This is a genomic window from Vibrio sp. 2134-1 (genome assembly GCF_033339495.1).
The window spans coordinates 1-12424 of the sequence record NZ_JAWOUS010000043.1; the positions used below are offsets into that span (position 1 = coordinate 1).

At 46.8% G+C, this 12424-nt stretch carries 11 protein-coding genes and 1 pseudogene; 6 read left to right on the plus strand and 6 right to left on the minus strand.

The annotated features are described in order from the left end of the window. Nucleotides 1-457: 457 nt before the first annotated feature. Together R7R78_RS23105 and R7R78_RS23110 are read right to left on the minus strand one after the other, a co-directional pair. The gene (locus tag R7R78_RS23105) at nt 458-1477 is read right to left on the minus strand and encodes a DUF2955 domain-containing protein (RefSeq protein WP_225474293.1); all 1020 of its coding nucleotides are present in this window, start codon (nt 1475-1477) and stop codon (nt 458-460) included. A gap of 9 nt (nt 1478-1486) precedes the next feature. Next, nucleotides 1487-2551, minus strand: a complete 1065-nt coding sequence (locus R7R78_RS23110; protein WP_225474294.1) for an HlyD family secretion protein — start codon at nt 2549-2551, stop codon at nt 1487-1489. A gap of 99 nt (nt 2552-2650) precedes the next feature. Between R7R78_RS23110 and R7R78_RS23115 the strand changes: the two genes are divergently transcribed. Together R7R78_RS23115 and R7R78_RS23120 are read left to right on the plus strand one after the other, a co-directional pair. After that, complete coding sequence (locus R7R78_RS23115) at nt 2651-3511, plus strand: LysR family transcriptional regulator (protein ID WP_086046918.1); 861 nt, start codon at nt 2651-2653, stop codon at nt 3509-3511. Between the two features lie 150 nt (nt 3512-3661). Then, complete coding sequence (locus R7R78_RS23120; RefSeq protein WP_054701260.1) at nt 3662-4204, plus strand: hydrolase; 543 nt, start codon at nt 3662-3664, stop codon at nt 4202-4204. A gap of 39 nt (nt 4205-4243) precedes the next feature. On the opposite strand, the gene R7R78_RS23125 is transcribed toward R7R78_RS23120, so the two are convergent. Further along, complete coding sequence (locus tag R7R78_RS23125; protein WP_225474299.1) at nt 4244-5140, minus strand: 1-aminocyclopropane-1-carboxylate deaminase/D-cysteine desulfhydrase; 897 nt, start codon at nt 5138-5140, stop codon at nt 4244-4246. 280 nt (nt 5141-5420) lie between these two features. Between R7R78_RS23125 and R7R78_RS23130 the strand changes: the two genes are divergently transcribed. Then, the gene (locus R7R78_RS23130) at nt 5421-6659 is read left to right on the plus strand and encodes a leucine-rich repeat-containing protein kinase family protein (protein WP_225474295.1); all 1239 of its coding nucleotides are present in this window, start codon (nt 5421-5423) and stop codon (nt 6657-6659) included. A 96-nt stretch (nt 6660-6755) separates the two neighbouring features. Here R7R78_RS23130 and R7R78_RS23135 read toward each other — a convergent pair whose 3' ends face one another. Both R7R78_RS23135 and R7R78_RS23140 read right to left on the minus strand, forming a co-directional pair. After that, a complete protein-coding gene (locus R7R78_RS23135; RefSeq protein WP_213871713.1) occupies nt 6756-8054 on the minus strand; it encodes a sensor histidine kinase in 1299 nt (432 codons plus the stop codon). After that, nucleotides 8051-8728, minus strand: a complete 678-nt coding sequence (locus R7R78_RS23140) for a response regulator transcription factor (protein WP_005389368.1) — start codon at nt 8726-8728, stop codon at nt 8051-8053. Before R7R78_RS23140 ends, R7R78_RS23135 begins: the two co-directional genes overlap by 4 nt. A gap of 152 nt (nt 8729-8880) precedes the next feature. Between R7R78_RS23140 and R7R78_RS23145 the strand changes: the two genes are divergently transcribed. The 3 genes from R7R78_RS23145 to R7R78_RS23155 are packed head-to-tail and all read left to right on the plus strand — an operon-like array spanning nt 8881 to nt 11751. Next, nucleotides 8881-9921, plus strand: a complete 1041-nt coding sequence (locus R7R78_RS23145; RefSeq protein WP_225474296.1) for a glycosyltransferase family 2 protein — start codon at nt 8881-8883, stop codon at nt 9919-9921. 2 nt (nt 9922-9923) lie between these two features. Beyond that, nucleotides 9924-11330: an ArnT family glycosyltransferase gene (locus R7R78_RS23150; protein WP_225474297.1), complete on the plus strand. Its 1407-nt coding sequence runs from the start codon at nt 9924-9926 to the stop codon at nt 11328-11330. A 4-nt stretch (nt 11331-11334) separates the two neighbouring features. After that, the gene (locus R7R78_RS23155) at nt 11335-11751 is read left to right on the plus strand and encodes a GtrA family protein (protein ID WP_225474298.1); all 417 of its coding nucleotides are present in this window, start codon (nt 11335-11337) and stop codon (nt 11749-11751) included. A gap of 133 nt (nt 11752-11884) precedes the next feature. Here the strand turns inward: R7R78_RS23155 and R7R78_RS23160 are convergent. Further along, nucleotides 11885-12424, minus strand: a pseudogene (locus R7R78_RS23160) (hypothetical protein); the annotation flags it as partial.

Sequence of the window (12424 nt, forward strand, 5' to 3'; positions counted from 1 at the left end):
TATGGACTCCTTAGATTTAGGCTTTGACACCATAAATTCTAGCTCCCTCCAGAGGGAGGGAGTCCATACATCGCGAGTCTAGACGAGACTAGGAATCTACTAACAACTCACTGGAAAATGGCGATAACCTTAGAACTTCAAAGCACTCGGTGGGTAGCTCCTGAATCACGCTCGTCCCTCGCTGTTCAGGATGATGGATGTTGGAAGATACATCGCTCGCCACAAAACCGATATTTGAGCAGCTCCAAGATAGGGTCATTCCAGCGAGTTTAAGTGAGACTAGGAATCGGGTTACAGCTCGCTAGGAAATGACGATAACCTTAGAACTTCACAGCACTCGGTGAGTCGATCCTGAACCACGCTCGTTCCTCGATGTTTAGGGTGACCGTTTTAAATAAAAATGCCGCTCACAGTAAAGTGAGCGACATACATTTCCCGTTTCCAGCCTCGGCCAGGTTTAATTCAACTCCACGTTCTTCATCTCAGGATGCTTTAGCAACATTACACGAATCCAGTGATGCACTACCCACATCACCATCGCGGTGAGCAGAACCGCGACGAAAATCGAGCTGAAACGGTACAAGATTGAAAAGAACGCGTCTTTTTGTTCTGGCACCAATGAGGTCGTCAGCGGAACCGATAGGGCAGACATGGCAGAAAACGCGATAGCCGCTTTAATTTGCCCCTTGGTGAGCCACGAGCAGAATGGCCCCATTGCAATGGTAAAGGCGAGCCAAAAGAGTAGCCCATGCCCATACCAACTGCCCAATATGAGCTGAACAGCCATCCCTGCGATGCAGCCTAGTGCGGTGCCGATGATGCGGATTTTTGCCATGGCGAGCGAGCCCGCTAAAGTCATTGGGGTTAGGATGATCAAAATGGAAGCTTGTGCGGATAGCGAGTCATATAAGTCCGCTACTTGGAATACAATAAACGCCGCCATCGCCACTACCCAGCCCATGGTAACTTGGCTGATGTAGTCAATATCGCTTTTCACTGGGGTCGACATATCAATGTGCTCGGCGGGGGATTTTGGCTCCGGGAACAACCAATACGCGAATGCGCAAACAAAAATATTGCTGAACGCCATCACCCACATGTTGACGTTGAACTCTTCAATATCCATGAAGTTATAGCTGGCAAAGTTCAACACAATTGAACCCACCAACAACCCCATGTAACCAAACAAATAGGTTTTCTGGTTCATCATTGCAATGCACTTGAACAGCATCATGATTCCGACGGCAACGGTCATTAATGTTGGATGAAACTGCAAGTATTCCAGCAAAAATGTGGCTTGTATGGTTGTCCACACCGCAGAGAAAAACACGATCAATAAAGCCGAAAGATTAAAGTTGTCCATTCTGCCCAATATAAACAGCGGCATCATGATGGCAAAAAATCCGTAAGACCAACCGAAGACCATGCTTAGCGCAAGCCCTAAAGAGCAGCCGAACCAAATTCGTAAGGTTTTCATTGTCGCCGCCTAGTAAATGAAGTGGAACCAGCTTGCGAGGTGAATCTGTGCTTGCGCCATCCACTGCCAGAAAATGCTGTTGTCTGGGTACAAAACAATGGTAGAGCGAGAGCCGACAAACAGTGCTGGTGGTAACTCTTCGCTGCTGGTTAGGTTCACTCGTGTACGCTGCGCATCACGTACCCAGCGGTTGTTCACTTCCACTTTGGTTAGTGCGCCATTAGGCGTTTGTTGTGCGGCTGCTACACCGTAATCGCGGCTAGCTAAATCAAAGTCGTACACCGAACCTGGGTTGGCATCAAATGTGACCAAGGCGTGGAAAGTCTTGTCTATGTTCGCGACGGATTTTTCACGAAAATCAGCGGCTACCCAGAGTGATCCTGTTGGTACAAATGTCAGCAATGGCATGTTGGTGTTTGCCATCGTGCCAACTTCTAGTTGCAGGTTGGTCACGACACCATCACTGGGAGCGAGTACTGCGGTATTTGCCAAATCAAGTTGCGCCTTTTCGATGCCATTTTTGGCAATTCGAACGGCAGTGCTTTGACCTTTTTGAGCGCCTAACTGCGCCTCAATTACTTTTAAGTTTTGTCGTTCCGCTTTAAGCGCTGCACGTGATACCTGATTTTGGGCAAAGGCATTATCGAGTGTCGATTGAGAGATGACTTTCTGCTTCGATAACGTCAGTAAGCGGTTGTATTCGCGGTGTGCATTATCAAATGTCGCTTGTGCGCGAGCAATATTGGCAAGAGCGGCTTCGCGTTGAGAATACAGCGTTGCTTCTTTTTCATAAGCGGATTGCAGAGACAGCTCCGCCTGTTCAAGTGCTATTTTGTATTTACGATCATCAATCGTAAACAACACATCGCCTTTTTGAACGGACTGGTTATTCTCGATGAGAACGTCGGTCACTTTACCAGATACCTCGGGCGCGACTTGGACAACGTATCCTTGCACTCGTCCTTCGGTCGTTAAGGGGGCGTGGCGGTCAGCAATGATAATGTACAAAAATAGTACGATGAACAGGACAATCAAAGTTCGCATCCAGTGTTTGAATTTTTGGTCAGCCGTCATTACAAGTTCCGTTAAACATATTGGATAGCGGATTATAGAGAAGTCACTCACAATTCAGTAGAATGATAATACGAACATAAATGACCTAAAAATAGGACAATGAACGTTAGTTTTGATGATATTTATCTATTCACTCAGACGGTGGTTCACCGCGGTATAAGTGCAGCGGCAGAGGCGAATCAACTACAACGCTCAAAAGTGAGTCGTCGCCTGCAAGAATTAGAGAAATCGCTCGGGGTACAGCTTTTGATCCGCACAACACGCAGCATTGAGTTGACGGAGCACGGGAAACGTTTGTTTGAGTTGGTGGGGCAGCCTATTGACCATATTCAGCAAGGTTTAAATGCCATGCACGAATATCAACAAGAGCTGACGGGCAAAGTGCGTTTAGCCATTCCTTCCGCATTGATGAGCTCTGCCGCGTTTAACGCGATCATCACCGAGTACACAACGCGGTATCCGGAGATTTCGGTCGAGATTGAAAACCATCAAGAGAGTGTCGATCTCAAGCGTCAATCGTTTGATTTACAGCTTCTTCCGAGCGTGGTCAAAGTTACCGATGACAGCTATGTGCAGTTCAGTCTTTTGCCTTATCGTAGTCACTTTGTTGCGTCAAAAGCTTATCTAGAATCGCATCCGCCAGTAAAAACGGTGGAAGATCTTAAGCAGCATCGCCTTTTAACTAATCGTTACAATGCCGATTTGCTCGATTCAGATTTACATGTCGCGTTGCGATCGGACGATCTCAACTTGCTGCGCTCGATGGCGATAGCAGGAAACGGCATCGCGTTTATTCCACAAATTCATTCCAAGCCTGCATTGCGAGATGGTTTGTTGGTCGAGGTGCTGCCTCAATTCGCGCATCCGAAGCAGCATCTTACTCTGATTTATCCCTCGGCCTTATTTCTGCCCAATAAAGTCAAAGCCTTGATTGAGCTAATTCGAGAGAAATTTAAATAGTCAGTTCAAACCACTCTTAACTAAGAGCAAATGTGTGAGCGAAGGTCATCTTTCTAGGTTTTAGTGCTCTAACATGAAAGGATTCTGATACATTAACTGTTGCTCAACTTGTTGAGTATGGTTTGTGGTCGCACAAGATAGGAGATGGAAATGTTATCGAAAGGAAACACGGGCCTGATTGTGGTGGATGTTCAGGGCAAACTCGCTACATTAATGCATGAAAGCGACGCTCTGATTGAAAATATCACGAAACTGGTAAAGGGCGCCAAAGCACTAGATTTGCCTATTCTGTGGCTAGAACAGAATCCAGAAAAATTGGGCCCAACCGCGGAGCCGATTCGTGAAGTGCTTGAAAGCACGCATTTACCTATTACCAAGTACACGTTTGATGGTTGCAAAGAGGCGACGTTTAAGGTCGCGGTGGAGAACGCGAAAGTTGATACCTGGTTGGTTTGCGGTATTGAATCCCACATTTGCGTCTATCAAACCGCGGTTTCTCTGCGTCAGTCCGGTTATCGCGTTGAATTAGTCACGGATTGTGTATCTTCCCGAACCGCTGCCAATAAAGCGCTCGCTCTTGCGAAGTTAACCGCAAACGGTGTGGTGCTCACTGGGTTAGAAATGTGTTTGTATGAAATGGTCGAAGATTGCCGAGCACCTGAATTCAAAGAAATTCTGGCGCTCATCAAATAGTGGAATCACTGTAATCAGCAACAACTTTATTTGAACACGCTATTCAAATTCTCGTTGATACCTTGGCAACATCGACTCGTTGCCAAGTAACCCGCCTTGGTGAATGTAAATCACCGTTTTATCAGTGTTCTCTTCCAACCAAGGGGTGAGGCATTGCCACATATACGGGTCGTATAACAGGTCAAATTCGAGGTCGGTTTGCTCAAAGAGCGCTTTCCATGTGATGTAATCTTCTTCGTACAAGCGACCAAAATGGTGTTTGTTGCGGATGGTTAAAATGGTTGGGTGGCTGTTTTCACAGAGCTGGTTGAACTGCTCAGTTAAGTAATCTACATCGCCTACGCAAGGGCAAGTTAGCACTTCTATGCCGTGTGGGCTTAAATGTTTATGAAGATATAAAGCGGTCGTGCCAGTGCCTGATGGCAGGGCGACGGTAAACTGTTCTTTACCTCTCAATCGCGTCCAATCAAGAATTTCTCGTGCTAACTGTTTGATGCCAGCTTCAGAGAGGTGGGAACGTCCACCCTCTGGAATAAGCAATGTCGACTCATCTAATCTTCGTACCTGGTGGATGTATTCACTAGGGTGGAGTTCGCTACCGATGTCTTGCATGGCGGTGATTTTCATACCCAAATCGAGAGCGCCGCGATAGTTTCCGATGGGGGAGCTTTTTAGCCAAGATGGAATGTGATGAACATAAAACTCAAATGCCCAACCTTTAATCTGGGCGAGAGCCGCTAGCGAATACATCGCGTTGGATTGAGCAGAGCCGTAACTGATGAGGGTTTTGATGTCGCTGTTTTGCGTTTCCATCAACGCCATAAACTTACGTGCTTTGTTCCCAGAAAAGTGAGAATGCAGCATGTCATCACGTTTAAGGAAAAATTTGCGCCCATTAAAGCTATGTTGGGTGATAGGACTTTCTGAGAGTTTCATGTCGATGCTGACGGAATAAACCGTGTCACCTTTGCCATTTAAAAAGGGCGCGTAGTGTAACGCCATTAAACCCAGATAAAAAGTCTGTGTTTCAGGACTTCCATTTCGGTTATTCCTGATGTTTTGACTCGCACTCACCGGTGCTGTAATACCATTGCAATGGTTTCACTTCTATCCTTTGGTTGCTTTGATTCCATGCTATTCCACCCCATGTCTCGCCTTTCTCCCTCAAGCCACGTACACTACTCCGCTTATTTCCATTCAATCAGAAGGCTTGGTTTTGCAAACTCTAGAACAATTAAAAACAGGACAATTAGTAGGAACGAAACAGCTGAAGTTGGCGGAAGGGCTAACTGAGTTTCCTATGGAAATTTTAGAGCTTGCAGAAACGCTTGAAGTGTTAGATTTATCTGGCAACGCACTGTCAGATTTACCACCAGAACTGGAACAGCTGACCAAGCTAAAAATCATCTTTGCTTCCAACAACCTGTTCACCCATCTGCCAGAGGTGTTGGGCAAGCTGCCAAACCTTGAGATGGTTGGGTTTAAAACCAACAAGATCAAAGTAGTCAGTGAAGCCTCACTACCAACTCAGTTACGTTGGCTGATTCTGACCGACAACGAGATTGAAGTTCTGCCAAACAGCCTGGGTGAAAGACCGCGCCTAAGAAAGCTTGCTTTGGCGGGCAATCGCATCAAACAACTGCCAAACAGCATGGAAAACTTGGTCAATTTAGAATTGATTCGTTTATCTGCAAACCAGTTAGAGCATTTCCCGGATGTGTTGATGAAGCTGCCTAAATTGGCATGGTTTGCGTTCGCAGGTAACCCATTCTGCAAACACCCATCTTCGTTAGACAGTGTGCCGAAGGTGACCACAAACAGTTACTCACTTAACCATGTTCTTGGTCAAGGTGCGAGTGGCGTGATTTCTCATGCTAACTGGACTGACGCTCAATACGACTTCCCGAATGAAGTAGCGGTGAAAGTGTTCAAGGGCGAAGTGACCAGTGACGGTTACCCACATGATGAGCTTGAAGCATGTTTGCAAGCCGGGCATCACAACAACTTGGTGAAATCCATCGCGCAAGTAGATGACGGTAATGAGCTTGCTTTAGTGATGGAGCTGATCCCAAACAGTTACTACAACTTGGGTTTACCGCCAACACTGGAAACTTGCACCCGAGATACATTCCCACAAGGGTTTACGCTATCGGTCGAGCAAGTGAATTCCATTGTTGAGCAAATGGTGGACGTATTTAATCATCTGCACGATAACAAGGTGTGCCATGGCGATTTGTATGCGCACAATACTTTGGTGAATGACCAAGGTGAGATGATCTTCGGCGATTTTGGTGCGGCGAGCATTTACGGCTATTTATCGGACGAGCAGCAAGCGGCAATCCGAACCATTGAATCGAGAGCGTTGAAGTGCTTTATCGAAGATATGTTTTCAGTGTGTGAAGCGTCGGAATCGGCATCGCAAGCATTCAATCGACTAGCAGCGCTTGCCGCATAAGATTTCATACAATTGAAATTAGAAAGAGGTATCGAATTGCTCGTTTTAATACTGAGCAAAGTCGATACCTCTCAATTGAATTAGGCGCTGGGGAAGTTACTCTGAGCAAGCCTCTTGATGCTCTGACGTAAGATCAATCACCGCCTCACAACCACCTTCTGGATGTGTACCAATCTTAAATTGCCAGCCATAGCGTTGGCACAAATCGTCCACAATCATCAAACCTAATCCGTGCCCATCAGAATGTGGAATGGTCGAAAAGCCTTCACCTTCATCGCGCACCGAGATGGTGTTTTCATCCATATTGATATGAATTGATCCCGAAGGTGTCGCAGCGATGCCGTTGCGAATCAGGTTACCAAGAATTATGGTCAACACGGCATTGGTCGCGCGCGTTCTAGGGTTGCCGTCGATCTGAACATCAAAGCTGAGTGCTTTCTCATCCGCCTGAGCTTGGCTTTGGAAGATGATTTGGTTGAGTTCTTCTTCGGTGATGCTTCGTACTGGTGAATCATCTGCATTGCGCTCGTAACGTACTAAGCCGAGTAGGGCATCCACCATGGTCGACATCTGCTGCGTCGCATCTTGAATTCGGTTCACTTGGCGGGTTTGGAAATCCGTGTTCGCACTTCTAGCTAGTAAGCTACTTGAGCCTTTCATTACGGTTAACGGTGTACGCAGTTCATGGCTTGCGTATCGTGCAAAGGCTTGCTCACGCTTGATGACTTGGTTGATTTTATGGCGGTACTCATTCAACTCATCCGCAAGAGTTTGGAACTCTTTGGCTGAGCCCTCAGGCACACTAAAGGTCTGCGTGGCATCGCCTTGGTGATGATCGAGTTGGGTTTTAAGCGCATTGACGGGTTCAATCAGGCGCTGTGATAAACGCAGCAGCAGGCTACCAAACAGGAACACCAGCACGGCGACAATGGACAGCACCATTGCGACGACGAGAATGAATTCCTCTGAGGTGATCTCGATTTCATCAATCAAGGAAACCAGAATCACCGGATGCTCAACGCCTTTATAGGTGTAGGTGCTCATGTAAACCATGCGCGAGTATTCGCCGTCTTCTACCTCATCAAGAAAGTGCTTTTGACCAATCAGGTATTTTTGATAGCGCTCGGCAACCAGTGAGATGTCGTTGTAAGCGGTGGTGAGCAGGTCAAGCTGAATACTGCCTTGCTCTGGGTGGGACTGGAAATGTTCAATCGCTTCTTTTTTGTCGACCATAATACGACGCTCGCCCACGCGGTCTTCAGACCAAAGCAGGGAGCCAGTAATCAACAAAAAGCAGAAGATGCCAATCACGACCGACACAAAAGAGAAAAACAGAGCGAGTCGCCCTGTCATACTTTGTGTGCTTTGCGTGCTAGCAAGTAAGCGATTTATCATGCACCAGTCTCCAAGCGGAAGCCAACCTTCGGTACGGTGATAAGCACATGTTGTTCAAATGGCTTATCAAGTTGGTTGCGAAGTTGGTAAATGTGGCTGCGCAGAACGTCGTTGTTCGGCTCGTTCTCTTGCCAAAGTTGGAAGGCGATTTCTTCACGTGTCACTACGTCTGGCGCGCTTTTCACAAGCATTTCCAGAATGGTGTAAGTGGTGGGGTTTAGCGCCAGCAGTTTATCTTGGCGGTAAGCTTTACGCGTTTTTTGGTCAATAGACACTTCACCGTATTCCAACTTGCTCGATGCGACAGTGCCACGGTAACGGCGGATCAGTGCCATCATGCGCGCTTCAAGAATATCCAGATCGAAAGGTTTAGTCAGGTAATCATCGGCACCGTGTTGGAAGCCTTTGAGCATATCGTCACGGCTATCAAGCGCCGTCAGCATAAGCACTGGTGTGTTGTTGCCCGCGTCGCGAAGTTTATTACACATGGTCAGGCCATCCATGCGTGGCAGCATGAGGTCGAGCAAGATGATGTCGAACGTGTTTTCCATCGCCAGTTTCAAGCCGAGTTCGCCGTTGTCTGCATAATCGAGTTCCATACCTGCACACTCAAAATAATCGAACAGCATGCCTGCGATTTCTCGATTATCTTCGACTAAAAGTACGCGTTTCATGTATTTCTCTCCAAGTGGGCGGGTTTTCGAAAATAAGACTTCGTCTTAACCGAACATTATTCACTAAGAACGTGAAAAAGATGTCAACAACATCTCTTTCACATTGATGTTTGTAGACTGGATTCATTCATCGGATTTAGTGGAAGAGTAGCATGTCAACCTTCAACATTCACGCTGCAACCTTTTCAAAGGTGAGCCAACACACTGAGCCTAAAACAGTTTTGTCTGTTGTGGTGCCATTCTTTAACGAGCAAGAAGTCTTGCCTGAATTTCATCGTCGTTTAGCCGCCGTTTTGGATGAAATGCCAGAACGCTGCGAAATCGTCTATGTGGACGACGGTAGCAAAGATGACAGCCTAATGATCGCGCAAAACTTTTCTCAATCTTCTAGCGACGTTCGTTGTATTGCATTAAGCCGAAACTTCGGCAAAGAGTCCGCCATGAGTGCGGGGCTGGAACACTGCCAAGGTGAAGCGGTGATCGTGATTGATGCTGACTTGCAAGACCCGCCGGAGTTAATCCCGCAAATGGTATCAAAATGGCGTGAAGGGTATGACGTGGTGAACATGCAGCGCAGCGAGCGCCATGGTGAAACTTGGTTCAAACGCTTTTCGGCCGCTTGCTTTTACAAAGTGCTTAACAGCATGGCGAAATTGGATGTGCCGGAGAACGTGGGTGATTTCCGTCTACTGAGCGCAAAAGTGGTTAAACACATCAATGCGTTGCCAGAGCGTAACCGATACATGAAAGGTATTTTCTCTTGGCCGGGTTTCAAGCAAGTGACGGTTCAGTTTGAGCGTGACGCTCGTTTCTGTGGTGAAACCAAATGGAACTACCTCAAGCTGATTGGCCTTGCAATGGACGGCATTACCTCGTTTTCCATTCGTCCTTTGCGCTTAGCGACACTTGCCGGTGCGTTAGTGGCGTTCAGTGCCTTTATCTATGGCGCATTCATTGTGATGAAAACCGTTGTGTTTGGTGAGCCTGTTACTGGCTACCCATCCATGATGGTCGTCCAACTTGCGTTGGGCGGTGTGCAACTGCTGTCGATTGGCCTTTTGGGCGAATACATTGGCCGCATTTTTGTCGAGACCAAGCAACGTCCTCTTTATCTTGTTCAGTCTGTTTACGAGCAGCCTGCAAAACATCAATCCATCCAAACCATAAAGTTTAAACTGGGAGAAACCGCGTAATCATGAGTATTAATAAAACCCATCTGTGGTTGTTGTTGGCGTTTGCTCTTTTACTCCGTCTTATTTCACTTGCCGCTTACCCTTTGATGGACACCACAGAAGCCCGCTACGGCGAAATGGCGCGCTTAATGGTGGAAACCGGCAATTGGCTTACCCCACAGTTTGATTACGGCGTGCCTTTTTGGGGGAAGCCACCTCTGTTCACTTGGATGAGTGCTTATGGCATTGAGCTGTTTGGATTGAATGAATTTGCAGTGCGCGCGCCTCATTGGTTAGCGAGCGTTGCGACGATTGTTTTTGTTGCTTTCATGGCGCATCGCGCTGGCTTTAATGCTGTCATCGCAGCGTTGGTACTGGCGACGTGTGGCATCTTTTCAATTGCGGCGGGTGCGGTGATGACAGACATGGCACTGACATTGGCAATGACGATGGCGATGGTTGGTTTTTACTATTGCTGGCTTGGCAAAGACAAACACAGCCGATTGTGGGGTTACCTCGGTTTCTTTGGCTTGGCTTGCGGGCTATTAGCAAAAGGTCCAGTGGCGATCGTGATCATGGGCATCGCAGTGTTTCCTTGGCTCGTGATTCAGCATGGTTTCTTTGGTGCCTTCAAAGCCCTGTGGCAGCGTTTTCCAATTGTATCGGGGTTGGCGCTCATGCTGGCGATTGCTCTACCTTGGTACATCATGGCTGAAATGGCGACGCCTGGATTTATTGATTACTTCATTGTTGGCGAGCACTTTAAGCGTTTTGTTGTCAGCGGTTGGGAAGGGGATCTGTATGGCTCTGCTCATGATCAACCACGTGGGATGATCTGGGTATTCTGGCTGCAATCGGCTGCACCTTGGTCAATTGTATTGCCTATCTTGGCGTGGAAACGTCGTAAAGTACTCAAAGCCATTGAAACCGATCATCAAGGTTTGTTTAGCTTCCTGATGTGTTGGCTGATTTCACCAATGATCTTGTTCACCATGGCTGGGAATATTTTGCCTGCTTACGTGCTACCGGGTGTGCCTGCGTTGGGGATCTTGATTGCGATGCTGGTGGATAAACACGATTTCAAATGGTTGACCGGAACGGCAGCGGTGTTGCCAGCCCTGCTTATGATTGCGATGTTGGTTTTGAATATGGGCAAAGCAGATAGCCGCAGCGACCGCATAATCTTCGCGCAAATTAATGACAATGCTCCGGTCTTCTACATTGGTAAGCGCCCGTTTTCAGGCCAGTTCTATAGTCATGGTCAGGCGAAAAAGCTTGAAGATAAGAATGACTTAAACAATCTGAAGAAATTCCACCTGATTGGTAAATCGCAGCAAGTGGATAGCATGATTCATGAAAATGCGCTGAGTTGCACCAACGAGTTCACAGCAAAATCGAAACGCTCACTCTACACCTGTGTGGTTGGATAACGGAATGCGCAAATTACCAAAATTTGCTTCGTCAGAAAGGCTTGCTTCGTTAACAAGGTTTGCCCTGGTAGGTGGTGTCGGCTTTATGGTCGACACCCTTATCTTTTCTGTGTTGTTCCATTGGTTTGGTCTGGAGCTGATGCTGGCTCGTGGGATTGCATTTTTGTTTGCGGCAACCACGACTTGGCTTGGCAATCGCTGGCTGACTTTCTCTCAAGCAGAAAAAATCAACCCTTTCGCTCAATGGCAAAAATTTATGGTGAGTGCCTGTATCAGTGCTTTGCCGAACTTTATTGTGTTCAAAGGCGTAACGCTCGCCCTAGGAACGCAAGGGTTGATGGTCTATTTGGCTTTGAGCTTAGGCATATTGGCAGGCATGGTGAGCAATTATTTGCTCAGTGCAAAATGGGTGTTTAGTTGAGGATAGAAAGGTTCGGGCTTACTATCCTATCCTCGAGTTAAAAATTCGTTATTTGAACCAATTTTTCTTTTTGTACATCAGAGTAAACCTAAAGCTTTTCATGGGGTATGTAAAAAGGTAAATAAGCCAAGGTTTATACCTTGGCTGCCGTTAGTTCAGATTTTGATTGTTCGATTTCAAACTCGGTTTGCCACTTGCCGTTGTAAAGATACTTACACTCTGGGAGTGGCGCTTTCGCATCCCTTAAATCAAACACTTCATTGGTAGGGTATTCTCGATAATAAGCGGGAGTCGTAAAAAGTCTAGGTTCAGGCTTCGCTTCAAACAGCTTTTTATGATCATTGACCTCTTTACAATCCAGTTTGTAGACCTCTGACAGTTGCGTGACCATGGATTCTAATTCCGCTTCATTTTTAAAGAAAATGTAACAATAAAATCGTCCCTGTGAGCGAAAAGTAATCTCCTGAGCAGTATCTTGGTATTCGCACCTGTCATACTTAAAAAAGAACTTAATTACTTTCCTTTTCTTATTATAATCAGCAAAGAGCCAGTCTTCACGTTCTCCGACCCTCACTTCTGTTGGTTCATCAGGCTGACGTTTAAGCATTTTAAAGGAGACTAATATAAAAGCACCAGCGCCTGCTAACGCCATCGGGCCAACCATCGCTACCAT

Bases quoted from the DNA above. Each gene is read 5' to 3' on its own strand.
- R7R78_RS23140 (WP_005389368.1), bottom strand. From the start codon at position 8,728: ATGAAACGCGTACTTTTAGTCGAAGATAATCGAGAAATCGCAGGCATG.
- R7R78_RS23135 (WP_213871713.1), bottom strand. From the start codon at position 8,054: ATGATAAATCGCTTACTTGCTAGCACGCAAAGCACACAAAGTATGACA.
- R7R78_RS23145 (WP_225474296.1), top strand. From the start codon at position 8,881: ATGTCAACCTTCAACATTCACGCTGCAACCTTTTCAAAGGTGAGCCAA.
- R7R78_RS23110 (WP_225474294.1), bottom strand. From the start codon at position 2,551: ATGACGGCTGACCAAAAATTCAAACACTGGATGCGAACTTTGATTGTC.
- R7R78_RS23155 (WP_225474298.1), top strand. From the start codon at position 11,335: ATGCGCAAATTACCAAAATTTGCTTCGTCAGAAAGGCTTGCTTCGTTA.
- R7R78_RS23105 (WP_225474293.1), bottom strand. From the start codon at position 1,477: ATGAAAACCTTACGAATTTGGTTCGGCTGCTCTTTAGGGCTTGCGCTA.
- R7R78_RS23115 (WP_086046918.1), top strand. From the start codon at position 2,651: ATGAACGTTAGTTTTGATGATATTTATCTATTCACTCAGACGGTGGTT.
- R7R78_RS23120 (WP_054701260.1), top strand. From the start codon at position 3,662: ATGTTATCGAAAGGAAACACGGGCCTGATTGTGGTGGATGTTCAGGGC.
- R7R78_RS23125 (WP_225474299.1), bottom strand. From the start codon at position 5,140: ATGAAACTCTCAGAAAGTCCTATCACCCAACATAGCTTTAATGGGCGC.
- R7R78_RS23150 (WP_225474297.1), top strand. From the start codon at position 9,924: ATGAGTATTAATAAAACCCATCTGTGGTTGTTGTTGGCGTTTGCTCTT.